The sequence below is a fragment of the Moraxella sp. CTOTU46711 genome (assembly GCF_031975715.1).
Taxonomy (GTDB): Bacteria; Pseudomonadota; Gammaproteobacteria; order Pseudomonadales; family Moraxellaceae; genus Faucicola.
Genome location: NZ_DALYMP010000001.1, coordinates 240,159 through 260,143, shown reverse-complemented (window position 1 = coordinate 260,143; position 19,985 = coordinate 240,159). Strand labels below are relative to the sequence as shown.

The window sequence follows — 19,985 nt, the reverse complement described above, 5'->3', positions numbered from 1 at the left end:
AACCATCTAACCCAATTCAGTTAGATGGTTTTTTTTGCTCAGCCATTGATTAACTTAAAAAAATCAATTTTGCCAATAAAATCACCGTTAATACCCAAACCGCAGGACTAACTTCTTTATAACGCCCACTCACCAATTTGGCAATGGTATAGGTGATAAAACCTAACGCAATCCCATCCGCTATTGAGAAAGTAAGCGGCGTCAACAGCAGCACTACCGCGACAGGTGATGCTTCGGTCAAGTCATCCCAATCAATCTCACGCAGCGTAAATAACATCAATACCGCGACATAAAAAATCGCCCCTGCCGTCGCATACGCAGGAATCATCCCAGCCAATGGCGCAAAAAATAACGCCAATAAAAATAACACACCCACTACAATCGCAGTCAAACCCGTGCGTCCACCTGCTGCCACCCCAGCGGTGCTTTCTACATAACTCGTTACTGATGAAGTCCCTAGCAATGAGCCTGCCACAGCCGCCGTTGAGTCAGCAAACAAGGCTTTACCTAGATTCGGGATTTGACCATCGGTAGACATTAACCCGGCTTTTTTGGTCACGCCAATTAATGTGCCTGATGTATCAAATAACACCACAAATAAAAAGGCAAAAATCACGCTAACCATACTCACATCAAGCGCGCCTGCAATATCTAACTGCATAAAGGTCGGTGCAATCGATGGCGGCATTGACACAATCCCTGAGTAATGGGTTTCCCCTGCCAACAAGCTAATCACCGTCACAATTAAAATTGACAACATCACTGCCGCAGGGACTTTACGCTGCACAAATACGACAATCAGAAAAAAGCTTAAAATCGCCATCGCAGGACCAAAATCGGTGAGTTTGCCCATCGTCACAAACGTGGCGGGACTCGCCACAATGATGCCTGAGCTTTTAAGGGCAATAAATGCTAAAAACGCCCCAATCCCTGCCACGATACCTTGTTTAAGGGTATAGGGAATGGCGTTGATAATCCATTCACGCAGTTTAAAGGCACTAATCAGCACAAAGAGCAAGCCTGAAATAAATACCGCCCCCAACGCCACTTGCCAGCTTTTACCCATCCCCAAGACGACGGTAAAAGTAAAAAACGCATTTAGACCCATGCCAGGTGCCAATGCCACGGGCAAACGCGCAATCAATCCCATCAAAAAACAGCCCAGCGCTGAGGCTAGACATGTCGCCACAAATACCGCCCCTTTATCCATCCCGGCTTTTGCCAGCATGTCGGGATTGACAAAGATAATATAAGCCATTGTCAAAAAGGTTGTCAGACCTGCCAGAATTTCAGTTTTTATCGTTGTATTGCGGCCATCTATGCCAAAATAGCGCTCGATTACATTCATCTATATTCACCCAATTTATTCATCCAATTTATGCGTCTAGGTTGCATGTGTATCCGTTGTGTTGACAGCGCTTTTGTGCCCGTTTTCTGCCCCATCGCCATTCAACAACGCCCAAGAAAAACCCCTTATTTTACCCTAGAATACGCCAGCAACAAATAACTGATTAAAATAAACATAAAATAACTGAGAATTTTGAAGCCAATTTATTGCGCTGCTGCGTTATTGTGCAAAGGGTAAAAATTGGCGGTTGTAAGTGGTAAGTTGCGGCGACGTGTTATTTTGCGTGCCATTTTGCGTATTGACTGGTGCTGGGATGGGTGTCGCTGGCACACCGGAGGCAGGCGCTGGGTCATTGTCAGCTTTGGGTAAAATCTTAGCGATTTGGCTGTGCAAAAAAAGCTGCTTGTCGTCACTTTTGACGCTGACAACGATGCGAAAACTTTGACTTTGGGTGGATAACAGCTTAGCGATGCGTGCTTTGTTGCGCTCGTCAATGTTGGCAAGACTTGGCACTGCCCACAATTGACTCAAGTTTTGCACCGGTAGATTGTTTTCTCGGGCATTTGCCCAATTGATGATTGCCGTATCGTCGATTTGTTGGGTAGCCGCCACATTTGAAGCTGCCCTAGTGTCTTGTCCAGATTGTGGGGCGTCATCACTGTCCGAACGGTTTGAGCCTTGCGGATGGTTGCCACTGGTTGCGGCGGGTAAATTCACCAGTACGCTTAATAGTTCGGGCTGTAACGTATTGATATTCATGGGCAGATAATATGGCACTGCGGTCAGATACGGCGCTAATTTTTGCAATGCTTCGCTATCCATACCACGCACATGTTGCAATTCATTGACTGAGATAAAAGGCTGGTTGGCGATACCCATCGCCATTTTTTTGCCCGTACTTTGATAGTACCCTGCTTCTGCACCGCCGTCGGCACGGGTATCACTGTCTGGGTCTTGCCAATCGAGCACCGCCATCGCAATATTGGGCGATAAGCCATTGGCTTGTAACAACGCTTGAAAAAAAGCCAGTGCCGTATCATCCACTTTGCCATCGTGATACAGGTTGTTAACATTAAAACGGCTAGCATCATCGTCGATTTTAATACTGACTTTGGCTTGATTCAGGGTTTGTTCTGCCAGCGGTTTTGCCCAAGCGTCTGCTAAACTATCGACTTGGTTGACTTGGCTGTCTTGCGCGATCAAATTGGTCGCCATAGCTTCCCCTGCCAAGGCATATTCTTTAAGCTGCCCTTGACCTTTGGTCAGCTCAAATTCTCGAATCATCACTTTTTGATTGGCAAGCATACTGCCTGCCACAATGGTAATCGCCACCACCACCAACAAAATAGTCAGCAGTGCCATCCCTTGTTGCCCATGCCGATATGGCGGGCTTGCTATGACAACATTTGCAAAAATTTTAGACGGATTGGAGTTTATTGGCATGGTTTAATTGGCAGAATTTGATTGAATTATGGGTTCGGCGCGTTTGGCGGTGTACTGGGTAACGCAAATCGCCAAGTAATCGGCTCGCCTTGGTAACTAAAACTAAGCTCGATGCCGCGTGGTAACTGCTGATAAGGCGTTAAATCTATACTGTTTTGCAAATTGCCATTTTGATCTGTTGCGTTATCAGGCGCGTTAGGGAGCGGGTTGGTTGAAGCATTGGCCGTTTGATTGGTCTTTTTTTGCGCTTGTATTTGCTGAACTTTTTGCAGCGTGGCTTCATCTGGAAACACACTCACGGCATCAGGCGTCAATGCTCGCCAACTGGCGTCCTTGATACCTGTCAATAACACACTGGTTGCAGGGTTTTCGTTATTGTCGTCTAACTGGTAAAAACGCTGTTTAGTCAGTGTTTCCCCTGCCAACGAATATTGTATTTTTGCTAGCATAGGTGACGACTGATAACGCGGATCGGGCGCGGCAAAACGGATAAAACTCATTTGTGACGCATTTAATACAAAGGTTGGTGTCATAGCGGCACTATTGGTCGATGCCGTATTATTGTCAGTCGCTGATAGGATTGGCACCGCCACATAATTGCTGGTTTGTGCCAAATCTTGCGACAGCTGTAAATAAGCATAATCAAGCTGTGATAATGATTTTTGATGTTGGTAGCCGCGCTCACGACTTTTGGTCAGACTATCCATAATCTGCCATCCCGCCAATGCCAGCATCGCAAAAATTACCAATGCAATCATTAATTCGATTAAGGTAAAGCCTTGCTGGGATGTTTTATGCTTTGCGGTTGCAGCAGAGCAATAAAGATAAAAAGGGCTCACGGCGTTGTCCCCATATCCTTTACCAGCACCGCATCAATATCCACCACGTCTTTTTTTGCGCTGCCATCGACAATAGGTGCCACGCGAATATGAATGGGTTGGACAAAGCCTTGACTGTTTTGTATGGTTTGCGGTGAGATAACCACTTGCCATTGACGGCCTTGCGAAGTAATTTGCCGAGTATCAGACGCCGCGAGCCAAGTTTTTTGTACTCGTAATTCTGCCAGCGTGTTTTGCGCCACATAATAGCCAAAGGTTCGTGTTTTCATGTTATCCACGGATTGCACATAACTGCGACTGGCTTGGCTGGCTGATATCGCGACCACCGCCAAAATCGCTAGCGCCACCATGACTTCAAGTAACGTAAATCCTTGCTGATGCTGCCTGATAGCCAGTCTATTTGAGGTAGCCAGTCTATTTGAGGTGGCAATAGTCATTTCGCCACCTCGATTGCCCCAGCTTGGTTGACGATGATGGGATTGCCAACCGCAAAGGTTTGTTTGTCGGCATTGGTTTTTTGGATGCTGATTTGCACGGGTGTCGCCTCGCCTGTCCCAAACCATACCACAGGCGGTGCCTCGCTGCCGCTTAACCAGTTGGCGGTGGGTTGGGTATTTTGGGTGGCGGTGGTATTAAATAGGTTATCGAGTGGACGGATTTTGACGTCAAGGTTGTCTGGCACATCCAGCGGTGCGATTTGTTTTTCTATCACCCATTGTGGGGGCGCAGGTTGCGAGGTTGTTGCGGCATTGGCATTGCGAACAGCACTTTGAGAATAGGAAAAGGCGTTTTCTAATTTAACCACCACCAGCTGATTGGGCGCGTCATTTTGCGGCAGTTTGATTGCCAGCCCATAAGGCTGCATGCGTTCTGTTGATAACAAGCGTACATAATCAAGATTACTGCTCAGACGCTCATAAAACGCTGTGTTTCTACGATTTTCACTCCCCCCCACCGATAAACTCATCATCCCAGCAAAAATAGACAAAATGACGATGACCACCATGATTTCGATTAAAGTAAAACCTTGTTGCCCACCCCTCGCACTGGGTGCGGGAGTGAAAGTTTTACAAGACCGACTAAACAGCAATCGCATCGTCATGCACTCAGACAAAACAGGGATAGTTTATAAAGCTTAACCGGGGGTGATGATAGTTAACTAGTATTCTTTGACATCTACTATTTGACATTGCGCGGCGTCAGGTTTGACTCAGTCTGTGAATTTGCCGTATCAGTAGCATTGCTGGGTGGGTTCGCCCCAGTAGGCGCATCCACTGATTGTACAACCGCGGGATATTGCTTGGGAATATCTAAAATATGCTGAACCAAGGCAAAGCGTAAGGTATCGCGGCGACCGAGATAGCGTTGGTAAAAACTAGAATTCAGCAGTCCCGCACCGCCTTGCCCCATCGCCCAAATGGTTGACAGATAGTCTCGGGTACTCATGGTACTGTGTAGCGATTGCAGGTATTCAGCCGTGGTATTGATTAATCGCTTCATGCGTTCACGACGAATTTCATACAACTGCGAAAAAAGCTTATTGAGCCCTACGGCAGAATTGGCTAAGCGTTCTTCGATTTGGTTGAGTAATATGGCTTTTTGCGGATTAATCAGTTGAAACAGCGTAAGACGTGCCACGCCTGCGGCAGGGCAATCGCCGACTTCGCTTAGCGCAAGTAGTTGTTGCTCATGACGGATAATGATGCGTAAAAACAATTCATCTTTGCTGGTAAAGTGCTTGTATAGCGTACCTTTGGCTAGGTCTAGCTGCTCGGCTAAACTATCTAGGGTGATATCGCCTTCACCAGACTCTAATAGCAACTGCTCAGCAACTGCCAATATAACTTCTTCACGATTTTTGAATTGTTGTTGACGACTCATTGATTACTCCATCAGTCTGTTCTAGTAGCCCCTATTGTTGACGAGACCCGTTACATCAACCCATCTACGCACAACTGTTAAATGATAAAAAAATGCTTGCATAGTAACTTAGCTTAATAACCTCGCTTAGTAACATAAGAGCAAGGTTGCTACGTATGATACATGACTGATGAGTCATTGCCAAATGTTTTATCACATAAATTTTATTACCTACTTAATAAAGTATAAAGATTTGTTTAACTATTTTTAATAATACTGATGTAATAATGTGTCAAAATTTTGGTGGGTTAAGTGCGCGAACTCATCCACTGGCATATCATAATGCTTGGCGAGAAAATCCGCCACATAGGGTACAAAAGCAGGCTCGTTAGATTTACCGCGTTTGGGCACTGGCGCAAGGTAAGGGCTATCCGTTTCAATCAAAATGCGATCTTTAGGCAGTTTTTTCGCCACTGCTTGTAATTCAGTGGCGTTTTTAAAGGTCACAATCCCTGATAAAGAAATATAAAAACCCAAGTCCAAGGCTTTTTTGGCGGTCGCATAATCTTCCGTAAAGCAATGAATAATGCCATGCTCGGCTTTTTCTGCTTTTAATAAATCCAATGTATCGTGTTTCGCCTCACGGGTATGGACGATAATGGGTTTTTTTAGGTGCTGACTGGCATGGATATGGCGGGCAAAACTCGCTTTTTGCTCTATGCTGTTTTCTGTTGACCAATAATAATCAAGCCCCGTCTCACCAATCGCCCAAACATGCGGCTGATTTGCCATTTCAACGAGTGACTCAACCGTTGCACTTTGTAGCATGGCAATGTCTTCGCAGGGATGCACGCCCACACTCATCCCCAACGTCAGCCCATCAATTTTCGTATTGATAATCTCATAAATAGCATCGTATTCATCCAGCTCACACATAATCGCCATAATCCGCTGCACATTGGCATCCTTGGCGGCTTGTAAGGCTTGACGGATATCACCTTGATATTTTTCTAAGTCCAAACGATTTAAATGCGCATGGGTATCGGTAAACATATCACTCTCTTTTTTTAATTGATTGACGCTTAAATAAGGCTGCGGCGCATAAATTCAATCAAATGCGCCGTCAAAGCGTTAGTCATCGGGTAAAAACTCTTGCAGCACTTGGTTTAAAAATAAAAACCCTTGCGCTGTGCACTGGATATGGTCACCGCTTAACTCAACCAAACCACGCTTGTGTAGTTGTATCAATTGTGGCTCAATGACTGACCATGCCAAGCCTGTTCTCTGTGTCCAAAACTGTTTGGGCACGCCATTTTTTAGCCGCAGCCCATTCATCATAAATTCAAACGGTAAATCAGACGGCTCGATGGCTTGCCAGCCTATTGCCGACTGATTAACCCTATAATCTTTTGGTAAGCGGGATTTGCTAAACCGGTAAATGCCATCAGGCCGGGTGACTTTACCATGCGCGCCTGCCCCAATCGCCAAATAATCGCCAAACTGCCAATAGTTGAGATTATGCTGACTGGGCTGAAAATCCGCCTGCCTTGACCATGCGGACACTTCATATTGCACATACCCATTGGCTTGCAAAAGCTGAGCGCCTTGCTCAAAAATATCCACCAATATCTCGTCATCGGGCAAAATCGGCGTATTGCGATAAAACACGGTATTGGGCTCAATGGTGAGCTGATACCACGAAATATGCGAAACGCCCAAATCAATCGCTTGCTGCAAATCGCTCAGGGCGTCTGCCAATGTCTGGTTGGGCAAGCCATGCATCAAGTCGACATTTAACTTTTTAAACCCTGCTTGCTGGGCATTGGCAATGGCAAAAAGTGCTTGCTGCGGGTTATGAATCCGCCCCAAGGCAGCAAGTTTTTGGGTTTGAAAACTTTGCACACCGAGCGACAACCGATTGATACCGACCGCTAAATACTCATGAAATGGCGCATGCTCCACGGTGGCAGGATTGGCTTCCATGGTGATTTCACAGTCGTGAGTGAGTGTTAACTGAGCATTGATGCCCGCAAAAAGCTGCTGATATTGCGCAAGCGGCAGTAGCGATGGCGTGCCGCCCCCAATAAAAATGGTGGAAATCTTGCGCCCTTGTACAAAGCTTAGCTGGGTTTTTAAATCGTCTAACAAGGCATCGACATAGCCTACAAAATCAATCGGTGTACGGCTTTCATGTGAATTAAAATCACAATACGGGCATTTTTTAACACACCAAGGAATATGGATATAAAGCGATAAAGGGATAAGGTTTGGATTTGGCATTAATCAGTAACTAATTCATTTGATTGATAATTTAACATGCTATAGCCAATAATTTTTTGATGATAATCGCTACTATTTGGCTATACTTTAAAAAATAACAATGGTAGCATAGCCCCAAACTTTTATTTTGATTTTATTTAATAATTTATCGCTATTTGTTATTGCTATTTCATCTATTATCAAGGAAGGATTGTCATCATGTCATATACCCAAGCGCCTGATAAAAAAGCGCCATGTAAAAAGGTGCCTTGTAAAAAAGCGGCTTATAAAATAAGCATGCTAACTGCGCTCACCATCGTTCTATCTGCGTGTGGCGGCTCAGGTAGTGACACTGTCGACAATGCCCTAAACGATGCCAACGATAGTTATAAAAACATTGCATCGGATGTCCGCGCTGCCTACAAAAAAGTCGAGGATAAATTAACCAATAAAGAAAAAAGCATGGCAGAGATTTTACAAAGTATCTTTTTGCCCGAAGACAGCTTAGATAATTTTTTGGACAAAATCACCCCAGAAGGCGGTAAAGGGGGATTGTATGTTGGCTATTTTGTAGAAGACAACGACAAGGAGCCCAATGATAGCGACCTGGGTGTGGTGTATTTTGATATTGGCAATGATTATGCTGCCTCGGTGTATGGTCAAATGAGCTATCAACAAAAAACTTGCCAAGACCCAAACACCTTAACCACAGAAAAAATCTCTATTAAAACTGACGAAGCGATCGGTGGTGTGTTGTCTGGCACACTCGACCCAGCGGCAAAATTTGATAATACGGTTCTTAAATTTTTACAGTTTGACGAATTAAAAACCTCCGTGGCGGGCATGCCATTTAATGGCGATTATGATAGCAATCGCGATTATTGGGATGGTCAATATAGTTATCAGGTGGGTGTCGATTTTGGCAAACAATTATCTGACAATAAAGACAGCTGTGATGTCAACTATACCTTAGGCGGCGATGGCGATTTTAAAGTATTCCCACTCACTGCTAGTGTCGGCAATTTAGGCGTTAATCTCACGGGAACAGGTAGTACCCTAAACCTCAATTGGACTGCGCCTGCCAACACCGCTCGCACGCTTGTCACCCAAATCAACTTAAATAAAGCCACTGACCGCGGTATGGGTTTTGTACGCACTAACCAATTAACCTACGGCACTACTTTTACACCGTTTGTGGATGCCACCAAAGCCAATTACGCGTTTGTGGTACAAACCTTTGATGCGACCAATAAACTGACAGGCTATCAAGCCATGATTAAAGCGCTTTAAAAGCTATTGTTAAAAAAAAGCCTTTATCAAATGTTGCCACAATTTGATAAAGGCTTTTTTATGTTGATGCTATCACAATCAAACGCTAACTTTTTTGACCTGTTAATTTGCTGACCTGTTAAACAATAAATTAAACAATAAAAAATCATGCCACAAAATCTGTTAAACTGCCGCCTTTATTGAACTTATCAACGAATATTTGGTCATTACATGCTGTCAGCTATTGCTCGTCAAGACTTAAAACAATTATTTGTCTTGACCTTACCTATTTTAATCACCCAGATTTGCCAGTCAGGGCTCGCCTTGGTCGATACTTTACTCGCTGGGCAAGTCTCTGCACTAGATTTATCGGGCGTGGCAATCGGCGCGGGTATTTGGATGCCCACGTTTTTGCTAGCGGTTGGTATTTTGCTTGCCACCACGCCATTGATTGGGGAAGCAATTGGTCAGCAGCAACTACAAAAAGTACCGTTTATCACCCAACAATCGCTGTGGCTAGCGCTTATCATCGGTATTATAGGGTTTGTAGCGGTCAATCAGCTGCATTATTTGTTTGATTGGATGAAGGTACCGAAGGATATTCAGCATATCGCGCAAAAATTCTTGTTTGGTATCTCTTTTGGGTTTCCTGCAGTCTGTCTATACACCTCGCTGCGCTGCTACACCGAAAGCTTAAAACATCCCACCGTGGTCATGGTGATTAGCCTCATTGGTTTGATTTTAAATGTGCCGCTCAGCTATGCGTTTATTCATGGCGTCACCCTCGGTGAAACTGTGCTAATTCCTGCCATGGGCGGCGCAGGCTGTGGTTTTGCCTCTGGGATTGCGTTATGGATAAATTTATTGATGTTGGTAAGCTATTTGACTCTAAGCCCTCAGTCAGATTTTGCCAACCAGCGCTTTTTTGCCAATTTTTCCGGCATGGATTTTGCTCAGTTGCGTCAGCAATTATCGATTGGTATTCCCATTGGCATGTCGATTTTTTTTGAAGTGAGCGCGTTTAGTCTAGCCTCCATTATCATCAGCCCATTGGGTGAAATCGCGGTGGCAAGCCACCAAGTAGCGTTGACGATTTCATCGCAGTTATTCATGTTCCCGTTTTCAGTCGCGATGGCATTGACAATCATGGTGTCAAATCGCTATGGCGCCAAAGATTACCGAGAACTTAAACGCATCAAGCTCATCGGCATTGCCGTAGCCACGTCATTTGCGGTGATTAGCATGTTGTTAACTGCCATTTTTCGGCAAACCCTGCCAACTTTCTTTAGTGAAAACCCGCAAGTGATTCAGCAAGCTGCGCTGTTGTTATGGTTTGCCACCGTGTATCAGTTGTTTGATGCTTGGCAGGTCAATTTTGCGGGGATTTTGCGCGGTATGCAAGATACCACAGTGCCGATGTTTATCACCTTGTTTTGCTATTGGGTGGTGGCGATTCCGCTGGGTACCTATTTGGTGCGCCATACCGATATGGGGGCTAAAGGATTTTGGATCGCGCTGGTTGCAGCGCTCGGATTGGCGTCACTACTGTTAGGGACGCGTTTATTACGTCAGCAAAAACGCTTAAAAATGGCTTGGCAATGAAAATAAGTCAGCAATAAAAACGACTTGAAAAAAAAATGAGTGGCAATGATTAGCAAATTCGCTTAGGCTATTTATTGTGGGTTATTCGCTATAGGTCATGGTTTGATGACAATATTTGGGTTATTCAACCCATGATTTTATAGATATTTTAAATTAAAAGATAAATTAAAAAAGGGCTAATTAAAGCCCTTTTTTATCATTCATGAAGGTTTGTTAATTAAAGTTTTCGCCAGTGAAGATACCATCAAATAACACACTGGTTAAATAACGCTCACCACTGTCTGGCAAAATAACCACAATGGTTTTGCCTTGCATCTCAGGGCGACTTGCTAGTTGATACGTCGCTTGCAGCGCTGCACCACAAGAGATACCACATAAAATACCTTCTTGGGTCATCGCCCGTCTTGCCCATGCAATCGCATCATCGCCAGTTACTGTGATGACTTCATCGAGCAAATCAAGCGCAAGATTTTTTGGGATAAAGTTGGCGCCAATCCCTTGGATTTTATGGGGACCGGGAGTGATGGGCTTTCCTTCACGCGTCTGGGTAATAATCGGTGATTCCGCAGGCTCAACCGCGACGGTATAAAGCGGCTGATTTTTGAGTTGTTTAAAATAACGCGCGATACCCGAAATCGTCCCGCCTGTACCCACGCCTGCGACTAGCGCATCGACCTTGCCCGCTGTGGCATTAAAAATCTCAGGTGCGGTGGTTTTGACATGGGTGTCAGGGTTGGCAGGGTTATCAAATTGTTGCGGCAAAAAGTATTCGCCAGGATGGTTGTCATGGATTTCTTGCGCAGCTTCCACCGCGCCTTTCATACCTAGCGAAGGCTCTGTGAGCACCAAGTGTGCGCCCAACGCAGCCAGCACTTTACGGCGCTCCATACTCATCGAAGCTGGCATGGTCAGCGTGATTTTATAGCCTTTGGCTGCTGCCACAAACGCCAGCGCAATCCCCGTGTTACCGCTGGTGGGCTCGATGATTTGCATACCTGGCTTTAATAACCCTGCTTGCTCGGCGGCTTGCACCATGCCCGCACCGATTCGGCATTTGACCGAAAACGCCGGGTTACGGCTTTCGATTTTGGCAAGCACGGTCACCCCCTGTGGCATGATATGATTAAGACGCACCAGCGGCGTGTTACCAATAGCATCGGCATTGTTGGCATATACCGCGGTACCAAGGTTGGCGGGTGCGGTGTAGTGATCATCAGGTTGTTGTAGCATAGGTATTCCCTTTTTTTTGAGGTATTGTTGAATGATTTTACGGCAGTGATTTTGCGGTGTCTAACGCCATTTGGTAAATTCCATATATCAAAAAGCATTAACACACATGTCTATAATACAAGGCTGTAACACAAAGCCCTAACACGGTGCGATAACAATGTCTATCAACTGTTTATCGCCTGTCGATTAAACTTTCCTATTAAACTCTATTATTAGCTTGGCGCTTTACTACGTTTAACCAAGCTTGCATCGCTGGAGTCAGTGGTCGGTGTTTTCGCCATGCCATCACCATTTGCCAAGTCAAATTGGGCTGGACAAGCGGTAGGCAAACCAGCTGTTTGTCATCGATTTTATCAGTGTAATATTTGGGCAGTAGCGTCACCCCCATATTTTTTTTCAACAATGTCGTCAGTAGTTGCCATTGGTTGGTGTGGCAAACGATATTGGGTTCAAAGCCAAGTTTTTGGCACTCTTCTACAATCATTGAGGTAAATGACGAATGGGACGCAAACAACATCAACGACGCATTTTTTAAAGATTTTAAAGTCACTTGTTTGATGGTATTGCCCATATGCTGCCGGTGTGCCACCATCATAATGGGATAATCGCATACCGGGATACAATCAAAGTCCTCATCAATCGGTAGCATCAAAGTACACACATCAAGCGTATCATCGAGCAAGGCTTGTTTTAACGACTCTGCGCCATCTTCTAGCAACGACAGCTCAATATGGCGATGGGTTTGATAAAACTCAAAAATCGCATCGCTCAACAACTCACCCCCGAGCGGTGACAACCCCAGCCGCAGCTGCCCGCGATCCATGTGCTGATATTGTGTCACCGTCTGCTCGAGGTAGCCGACTTGTTGTAACACCGTCTGCGCCTGCTCATACACTAATGCACCAATTTCGGTCAGCGCAATATCCCGCTTGCGGCTCATCAGTTGCTTATCAAAGAGCGCCACGCCCAGCGTATCTTCCAAATTAGAAATGGCTTTGGTGACTGTCGGCTGCGTCAAATTCAATGTATCGGCAGCATGAGAAAATCCGCCCGTCTTTACCACAGTGATAAAGCATTGAAGTTGTTTTAAGGTCATCATATTTCTGAACTGCCCAAAATAGCTTTATAGTGTTATAGCCTTGTTTTGTAGCTTTATAGATTTTACGCATAATATAAAAAATATTATTCATATTTTTTGTTAATGGGTTTTTTATACTAGATATCTCAATTGTTGATGACTTGTTTACCATGAAACGCGCTATGAATCTTTCAACTTTTCAGCAGATTTTCCCCCATAAACTGGTGCCCAAAAAAATAGACCCTATGTTACAACAGTCACTGGTCAAAATTTTACTGCAAATTACCCTCATTGGTGTGGTATGGGGCGCGGCTGACATCCTCAAAAAATTATTCAACCTCCCTATGTCATCTGGCATTGTGGGGCTGTTTTTGATGCTGGCATTGCTATTAACTGGGGTCATCAAACTCAATTGGGTCAATGTCGGCGCGAAGTTTATCTTGGGCGAGTTGGTGCTGTTATTTATTCCGCTGATGATGTCGATTACCCAATATCAGCAGTTATTTTTCGCTAAAGGTTGGCAGTTGATGATTACCATTGTCGTGAGTACGGCACTGGTGATGCTGAGCTCTGCCATCACTTTTATGCTAGGCAATCGTGTTAAGCGCGCGTTGTATCGCCGCAAGCACCATACACATCAATAATCACATACCATTAATCATACCAATCGTAATTTACTATGAATATTATCTCTATCGGCTGTTTACTTTGGACTATCTTGGCGTATGTTTTAGCAAAGCGGGTGTATGCCCGTTTCCCAAAATTTTGGCTCAATCCTGCCATCACGGTGGCGACGGTAACGATTGTTTTGATGATTGTGCTTGGGATTTCTTACCAAACCTATTTTGCCGATACCGCTTGGATTGTTGAGTTGTTGGGCCCTGCCACCGTGGCGTTTGCCATACCGATTTATCAGTATCGTCAATTGATTTATCGCTATGCTGCCGTGCTTGCGGTGTCGATTGTGATGGGCATGTTGGTGGGTATTGCTAGCATTATGGTGTTTGCTAGCGTGTTTAAATTTGACGCCACCCTCACCTACAGCTTGATGGCACGGTCAATTTCTACCCCATTTGCGATTGATTTGGCTAAGCAGATTCATGGTTCAGCGGCGCTCGTATCGCTATTTACTTTAATTACTGGGGTGGTCGGCATGGTGATTGGTGATATGGTACTGGCATGGTCAAAAATCCGTTTCCATTTTGCCCACGGCGTGGCATTTGGTAATGCATCACATGGTTTTGGTACCGCAAGAGCCAGTCAGCGCCATGAAAGCGAAGGCGTGATTGCCAGTCTGACGATGGTATTGGCAGGGTTATTTATGGTATTTTTTGGTCCTGCGCTGATTCATATAATGACAGCTATTTAACCCATGCTTTTTAAGCTATTTAACACACGCCTTTTAATACCTGCTGTGATTTTACAACACCTCAAAGCTATCTACTCATGAAAACTTGCCAAAATGACGTATTAATATTTGCCAAACAAAATAAAATTAGCGACAATGACCTACCTTTTTTTGGATTGTAGGAAAAAATTATGTCATTACAACAGATTATTGAAGATGCGTTTGAAAACCGTGCCAACTTCAACCCCAATGACGCCACCGACGATGTGCGTGCCGCCGTCAATGATGTGCTCGCTCAGCTCGATGCCGGTACCTTGCGCGTGGCAGAGAAAAAAGACGGTGAATGGATCGTCAACCAATGGGTCAAAAAAGCGGTATTATTATCCTTTCGTCTGAACGACAACCGCATCATGAATGGCGGTCGTGACCTGCAATTCTTTGATAAAGTCGAAACCAAATTTTCAGACTGGGGCGATGAACAATTTGCCAAAGCGGGCGTGCGCGTGGTGCCACCTGCCGTCGCGCGTAAAGGCTCATACATTGCCAAAGGCGCTATCTTAATGCCATCTTACGTCAATATTGGCGCCTATGTCGATGAAGGCACGATGGTCGATACGTGGGCAACGGTGGGGTCATGCGCCCAAATCGGTAAAAACGTGCATCTATCAGGCGGTGTAGGCATTGGCGGCGTCCTTGAGCCACTACAAGCCAACCCAACCATCATTGAAGACAACTGCTTTATCGGTGCGCGCTCAGAAATCGTTGAAGGTGTGATTGTTGAGGAAGGCTCGGTGATTTCGATGGGTGTGTATATCGGTCAATCAACCAAAATCCTAGACCGTGAAACAGGCGAAATCAGTTACGGCCGTATTCCTGCAGGTTCGGTGGTCGTGTCGGGCAGTTTGCCAAGCAAAGACGGCTCACACAGCCTATACTGTGCGGTAATCGTGAAAAAAGTGGACGCGCAAACCCGCTCTAAAACCTCTATCAACGATTTGCTCAGAATGGACTAGATTTTTAGTCAAGATAACAGTAAATTATTTAAAGCAAATCAGCCGTGGTTTGCTTTTTTTATAGCCTTCAGCAAATTTTATAGCCTTTATTAAAGGAAACAGTATGTCGTCACAACAAAACACCTTGTATGACAACGGCATTGCGGTACGCAAACAAGTGATGGGCGATGCGCACGTTGAGCGCGCAATGTCACAAGTTACCGAATTCACCGCACCGCTACAAGACTGGATTAACGAACACGCTTGGGGCTCAACATGGCAACGCGACGACACTGATGGAAAAGGCATTGACCGTAAAACCCGCTCGCTGGTCACCATGGCATTTTTAATCGCGCAAAAATCACCGACAGAACTAAAAGGTCATATTCGCGGGGCGATTAATAACGGCGCAAGCGTGGCAGAAATTCAAGAAGTGCTACTACATAGCCTACCTTACTGCGGTGCACCAGCGGCTCAAGAAGCGTTCCGGGCAGCGCTAGAGATACTCACCGAGCTTAACTTAATTACCCCTGCCTCGTGACTGACTGTTACACGTTTTTAGCAAAAAAGCCCATATAAAAAAAGCCCCCATTTTAGCTTTGAGCGGCATTTAAGCTCTGAGCAATGGAGGCTGATTGGAAATTACCTTAATCATGGGCGCAGACAGCTCTAGGTAACCTATCGCACAAGCGCCCTTATTAGGCTTTCTTATTAATAAGGCTATTGATTAGGCTATTGGCGAATCGTTAACTGCAGGGTATAGTTGGGTGTTTTACCTTTGCGCGCATCGTTACGAGTTTGCATCACTCTGACTTGGTAAGTGCCTGTATAAGGCAAGATATAATCACCATGACTATCTAAGTCACTTGAATATTCCCCCAAATTTACCGAATCAGCTAAGCGGTTATTAAATAAATAACTGTCAACATTGCCTGTGGTGACCGCTTTTAATCTTTGACCTTTTTTGGCATAAAAACTGTATTGGTCATAGCCATAGCCTTTGATTTTACCATGGTAGGTGGCACCTGACGCACCTACTTTAAATTTTACTGCCACGGCTTTAGCAGGTTTATCCGCCGCTGCCATGCTTGCAGTACTGGTGATGGTCAAACCTGCTATCAATGCAGCGGTCATCAATTGTTTCATAATGGTTTCCTATTATTTTTCGTGTTATTTATATATTGCGCCCCTTACTTTTTCATAAGACGCAAATTAACAGCAAGTTTACAAGGGGAACAAGGGGCTAGCACCCAGTTTTTTATTATTATATAACATTTTATTTTCCCCAAACGGTCAGCTTTGTATAAAATATGCATTTGTATAAAATATGCAATAGTGCGATATTTTTACGGTTGATTTAGGTAATAATTGTGAACCATTCTTTAAGACGTATCGACATTCCCACCACTGACCCCGAAGCAGGACTTAAAGTCACTGAGATTTTTTACTCGCTGCAAGGTGAAGCCTTGACCGCAGGATTGCCGACGATTTTTATTCGCTTGACGGGCTGCCCGCTGCGCTGCGTGTATTGTGATACCGAATATGCCTTTGTCGGCGGCGAGCGCATGAGTTTGGAAGGGATTTTGGCAGTGTGTCAGAGTTTTCCGTGCCAGCGTATTTGTTTGACAGGTGGCGAACCTTTAGCCCAGCCCAATGCAATCGCTCTGATGAACTTGCTACTGGCGCATGGCTACGAGATTTCGCTCGAAACTTCGGGCGCACTGTCCGTGGCAGAGGTGCCAACGGCAGTCTCTAAGGTCATGGATATCAAAACCCCAAGCTCTCAAGAAGCCGATAAAAATCTGTGGCAAAACCTCCCCTACTTAACTGCCCATGACCAAATCAAATTTGTCATTATGAATCGCGACGATTATGACTGGTCAAAACAAATCCTCGCAGACTACCAACTGGATAAAAAAGTCGCAACGGTATGGTTTTCCCCGATGTTTAATGTGGAAGAACGTCAAGCAAATGTACCTACCCTTGCCACTGACTTGGCTGAATGGATACTTGCCGATGCACTGCCGGTGCGTTTTCAACTGCAACTGCATAAAATCATTTGGGCAGATGCCAAAGGCAAATAGCCACTGCCAAATCGTTAAAACACAACTTAGGGAAATATCAAGCCAATGGGAAAAATGATTGTTTGGGGGCTGATTGCGTCGGCTTTTTTTAGCACGTCCTTTGTACTGTATCAATTGATGAGTGTACAAGGCGGACATTGGTTTTGGTCAGCAAGTTTTCGCTGTTTTTTTATGTGGCTGTTGTTATCGGTTTTTATTTTACTGCAAAACAAACTCAATCCGTCCAAGCTACTAGCGCTATGTAAACTATTTGCCAGTCATTGGCAGTTTTGGTGTGTGACCGGTGGCATTGGACTTGGCACGTATGGACTGCTGGCGTTTGCGGCAGATTATGCAGAAGGATGGGTGATTGCCGCGACCTATTTATTCACTGTCGTAGCAAGTTTGGTGGTGCTGAGTTTTTTTGGGCAATCATTTCAAAAAAAAGTCATTGTCTATTCGGTGATTGTATTTATCGGTGTGGTACTTGCCAATGTGGGTGAAGGGTTAAGGCATAGCACGAGCCAAGGCACTGATTGGCATGCTTTGTTGCTATTTGGTGCGCTGCCTGCCTTTATTGCCAGTTTTTGTTTCCCCTTAGGTAATCAATTAATTTGGCAAGCAGCACAACCCAAAGGGGACTCTACCCATCATACCCATGAAATAAGCAAGGCAGCGGGCAATGAAACGCGCAAATTAACGAGCGAATTGACAACGAGCAAATTGTTGCAAAAAGTGCCGCAAGTAACTTCCCCACTGCTATCAAATCCCTTGCATAAAGTCTGGCTGATGTCGCTAGGGTCATTGCCGATGTGGTTGCTATTAGGTTTTATGGTACAACCGCCCGCGCCTAGTGTCTCACAAATGACCATTAGTTTTTTAGTTGCCTTGATGGCAGGTGTGCTAGGTACCACCACTTTTTTACATGCGCGTAGTCTTGCCAAACAGCCACAACAACTGGCCGCCGTCGATGCCACACAAGGCAGTGAAATTATTTTTGCGTTGTTAGGCGGTATGTTGCTGCTGCACACGCCCATGCCATCAGGCTTAAGTTTTGTGGGGATTGCGTTGGTGATTATTGGGCTTGTGCTGTTTGCCAAGCAACGCTAGCGGTAGTCCACGTTGTCATAGTTTGCTATAATGCAGGCACTTTTACGTTAACCCTTTATTTAACCGATTAGGATTATTTGATGAATACTTTGACCGCTCTTTCACCTATTGATGGTCGCTATGCCAGTAAAGTGGATAGTTTACGTCCTTACCTGTCAGAATTTGGCTTGATTCATGCCCGTGTGACGGTGGAAGTGCGCTGGTTGCAGACCCTTGCCAATCATGCAGATATTCATGAAATTCAGCCTTTTTCGGCAGCGACCAATGAGCGCTTGGATGCGATTGTAGCCAATTTTAGCGAAGCAGACGCGATGCGTATCAAAGACATCGAACGCACCACCAACCATGATGTCAAAGCCGTTGAATACTTTTTAAAAGAAAAAATTGCCGATATCGATGCGCTAAAAGATGCGGGTGAATTTATCCATTTTGCCTGTACCTCTGAAGACATCAATAACTTATCACACGCATTGATGCTAAAATCAGGTCGCGACGTACTGGCGCAAACGATGCAAAAAATCATTGATGAGATTGCAGCACTCGCCGAAACCCATGCCGACCAACCCATGCTGTCACGCACGCATGGGCAAACCGCGAGCCCAACGACTTTGGGTAAAGAAATGGCAAACGTGGCATACCGTCTGCATCGCCAGCTCAAGCAGTTTAATAATGTAGAATTGCTAGGTAAAATCAATGGTGCAGTGGGCAACTACAACGCGCACCTGTCAGCCTACCCACAAATCGACTGGGCAAAAAATGCCGAAAACTATGTCACCAGTCTTGGGTTAACCTTTAATCCGTATACCACCCAAATTGAGCCACACGACTATATCGCCGAATTGTTTGACGCGCTGCGCCGTTACAATACCATTTTGATTGATTTTAACCGTGACGTATGGACGTATATCTCCTTGGGTTATTTCAAACAAAAACTCAAAGATGGTGAAGTGGGCTCATCCACCATGCCACACAAAGTCAACCCAATCGACTTTGAAAACTCAGAAGGTAATCTGGGTATTGCCAATGCCGTGTTAGCGCATTTGGGTGAAAAATTGCCGATTTCTCGTATGCAGCGCGACTTGACCGACTCGACAGTCCTTCGCAATATGGGAGTGGGTTTTGCCCAAAGTCTGATTGCCTTTGACGCCTGCCTAAAAGGTATTGGCAAATTAGAGCTCAACGCCAATCGTCTCAATGAAGACCTAGAGCTTGCACAAGAAGTGTTGGCAGAGCCAATCCAAACCGTGATGCGTCGCTACAATGTTGAAAAACCTTATGAGAAACTAAAAGCCTTGACCCGCGGTCAAGCCATGACCCGTGAGATGATGGTCAACTTCGTCCATGGTGATGAGCTGGCAGCGGTGCCAGAAGCTGAGCGTCAACGTTTGGCTGATTTGACCCCTGCCACTTACACGGGTAATGCAGCACAGCAAGCCAAAAACTTGAAAAATTTATTAAAATAAGACTTGTTCGCTCATCAAAAATAAAAAAGGACGCTTAGGCGTCCTTTTTTTACAGAATTTTTTTTACATCGATTTTTTTAC

The 19,985-nt window shown here is 45.0% G+C and carries 20 protein-coding genes; 9 read left to right on the top strand and 11 right to left on the bottom strand.

Annotation, left to right across the window (positions count from 1 at the left end; translation table 11 throughout):
- Positions 1–49: 49 nt before the first annotated feature.
- From RTJ53_RS01185 to hemW, 8 genes are all read right to left on the bottom strand, one after another.
- Positions 50–1,348, bottom strand: a complete 1,299-nt coding sequence (locus RTJ53_RS01185) for an NCS2 family permease (RefSeq protein WP_060995436.1) — start codon at positions 1,346–1,348, stop codon at positions 50–52.
- Between the two features lie 219 nt (positions 1,349–1,567).
- Entirely contained in the window at positions 1,568–2,710 is a 1,143-nt protein-coding gene (gene gspK / locus RTJ53_RS01180) for a type II secretion system minor pseudopilin GspK (protein ID WP_312275484.1), read from the bottom strand.
- Between the two features lie 107 nt (positions 2,711–2,817).
- On the bottom strand, positions 2,818–3,630 hold the full coding sequence (gspJ, locus tag RTJ53_RS01175; protein ID WP_312275483.1) for a type II secretion system minor pseudopilin GspJ: 813 nt from the start codon (positions 3,628–3,630) through the stop codon (positions 2,818–2,820).
- Complete coding sequence (gspI, locus tag RTJ53_RS01170) at positions 3,627–4,067, bottom strand: type II secretion system minor pseudopilin GspI (protein WP_312275482.1); 441 nt, start codon at positions 4,065–4,067, stop codon at positions 3,627–3,629. Before gspI ends, gspJ begins: the two co-directional genes overlap by 4 nt.
- Entirely contained in the window at positions 4,064–4,726 is a 663-nt protein-coding gene (locus tag RTJ53_RS01165; RefSeq protein ID WP_312275481.1) for a type II secretion system protein, read from the bottom strand. The genes gspI and RTJ53_RS01165 overlap by 4 nt, the downstream gene beginning before the upstream one ends.
- A gap of 83 nt (positions 4,727–4,809) precedes the next feature.
- Positions 4,810–5,511, bottom strand: coding sequence for a TetR/AcrR family transcriptional regulator (locus RTJ53_RS01160; RefSeq protein ID WP_312275480.1), 702 nt, complete (start codon positions 5,509–5,511; stop codon positions 4,810–4,812).
- Between the two features lie 246 nt (positions 5,512–5,757).
- On the bottom strand, positions 5,758–6,543 hold the full coding sequence (locus tag RTJ53_RS01155; protein WP_312275479.1) for a TatD family hydrolase: 786 nt from the start codon (positions 6,541–6,543) through the stop codon (positions 5,758–5,760).
- 78 nt (positions 6,544–6,621) lie between these two features.
- Positions 6,622–7,770: a radical SAM family heme chaperone HemW gene (gene hemW, locus RTJ53_RS01150; protein WP_312275478.1), complete on the bottom strand. Its 1,149-nt coding sequence runs from the start codon at positions 7,768–7,770 to the stop codon at positions 6,622–6,624.
- A gap of 198 nt (positions 7,771–7,968) precedes the next feature.
- Between hemW and RTJ53_RS01145 the strand changes: the two genes are divergently transcribed.
- Together RTJ53_RS01145 and RTJ53_RS01140 are read left to right on the top strand one after the other, a co-directional pair.
- A complete protein-coding gene (locus RTJ53_RS01145) occupies positions 7,969–9,039 on the top strand; it encodes a hypothetical protein (RefSeq protein ID WP_312275477.1) in 1,071 nt (356 codons plus the stop codon).
- A gap of 210 nt (positions 9,040–9,249) precedes the next feature.
- Positions 9,250–10,620 carry an MATE family efflux transporter gene (locus RTJ53_RS01140; protein ID WP_312275476.1) on the top strand — a complete coding sequence of 457 codons (1,371 nt, stop codon included), beginning with the start codon at positions 9,250–9,252 and terminating at the stop codon, positions 10,618–10,620.
- Positions 10,621–10,833: 213 nt separating this feature from the next.
- Here RTJ53_RS01140 and cysK read toward each other — a convergent pair whose 3' ends face one another.
- Both cysK and RTJ53_RS01130 read right to left on the bottom strand, forming a co-directional pair.
- Complete coding sequence (cysK, locus tag RTJ53_RS01135; RefSeq protein ID WP_282841224.1) at positions 10,834–11,850, bottom strand: cysteine synthase A; 1,017 nt, start codon at positions 11,848–11,850, stop codon at positions 10,834–10,836.
- A gap of 199 nt (positions 11,851–12,049) precedes the next feature.
- Positions 12,050–12,949 (bottom strand): LysR family transcriptional regulator, encoded by a 900-nt coding sequence (locus RTJ53_RS01130; protein WP_312275475.1) that lies wholly within the window; start codon positions 12,947–12,949, stop codon positions 12,050–12,052.
- A 161-nt stretch (positions 12,950–13,110) separates the two neighbouring features.
- On the opposite strand from RTJ53_RS01130, the gene RTJ53_RS01125 reads away from it, so the two are divergent.
- The 4 genes from RTJ53_RS01125 to RTJ53_RS01110 all read left to right on the top strand — a co-directional run bounded on the left by RTJ53_RS01125 (position 13,111) and on the right by RTJ53_RS01110 (position 15,809).
- Positions 13,111–13,572 carry a CidA/LrgA family protein gene (locus RTJ53_RS01125; RefSeq protein ID WP_312275474.1) on the top strand — a complete coding sequence of 154 codons (462 nt, stop codon included), beginning with the start codon at positions 13,111–13,113 and terminating at the stop codon, positions 13,570–13,572.
- Positions 13,573–13,607: 35 nt separating this feature from the next.
- Positions 13,608–14,297, top strand: coding sequence for an LrgB family protein (locus RTJ53_RS01120; RefSeq protein WP_312275473.1), 690 nt, complete (start codon positions 13,608–13,610; stop codon positions 14,295–14,297).
- A 170-nt stretch (positions 14,298–14,467) separates the two neighbouring features.
- Positions 14,468–15,289 carry a 2,3,4,5-tetrahydropyridine-2,6-dicarboxylate N-succinyltransferase gene (gene dapD / locus RTJ53_RS01115; RefSeq protein ID WP_065252815.1) on the top strand — a complete coding sequence of 274 codons (822 nt, stop codon included), beginning with the start codon at positions 14,468–14,470 and terminating at the stop codon, positions 15,287–15,289.
- Between the two features lie 103 nt (positions 15,290–15,392).
- Positions 15,393–15,809, top strand: coding sequence for a carboxymuconolactone decarboxylase family protein (locus tag RTJ53_RS01110; protein WP_312275472.1), 417 nt, complete (start codon positions 15,393–15,395; stop codon positions 15,807–15,809).
- Positions 15,810–16,000: 191 nt separating this feature from the next.
- On the opposite strand, the gene RTJ53_RS01105 is transcribed toward RTJ53_RS01110, so the two are convergent.
- On the bottom strand, positions 16,001–16,414 hold the full coding sequence (locus tag RTJ53_RS01105; protein ID WP_312275471.1) for a PPC domain-containing protein: 414 nt from the start codon (positions 16,412–16,414) through the stop codon (positions 16,001–16,003).
- 224 nt (positions 16,415–16,638) lie between these two features.
- Between RTJ53_RS01105 and queE the strand changes: the two genes are divergently transcribed.
- The 3 genes from queE to purB all read left to right on the top strand — a co-directional run bounded on the left by queE (position 16,639) and on the right by purB (position 19,904).
- Positions 16,639–17,352 carry a 7-carboxy-7-deazaguanine synthase QueE gene (gene queE / locus RTJ53_RS01100; RefSeq protein ID WP_312275470.1) on the top strand — a complete coding sequence of 238 codons (714 nt, stop codon included), beginning with the start codon at positions 16,639–16,641 and terminating at the stop codon, positions 17,350–17,352.
- Between the two features lie 45 nt (positions 17,353–17,397).
- The gene (locus RTJ53_RS01095) at positions 17,398–18,441 is read left to right on the top strand and encodes a multidrug resistance efflux transporter family protein (RefSeq protein ID WP_312275469.1); all 1,044 of its coding nucleotides are present in this window, start codon (positions 17,398–17,400) and stop codon (positions 18,439–18,441) included.
- Between the two features lie 80 nt (positions 18,442–18,521).
- A complete protein-coding gene (gene purB, locus RTJ53_RS01090) occupies positions 18,522–19,904 on the top strand; it encodes an adenylosuccinate lyase (RefSeq protein WP_312275468.1) in 1,383 nt (460 codons plus the stop codon).
- Positions 19,905–19,985 lie beyond the last annotated feature (81 nt).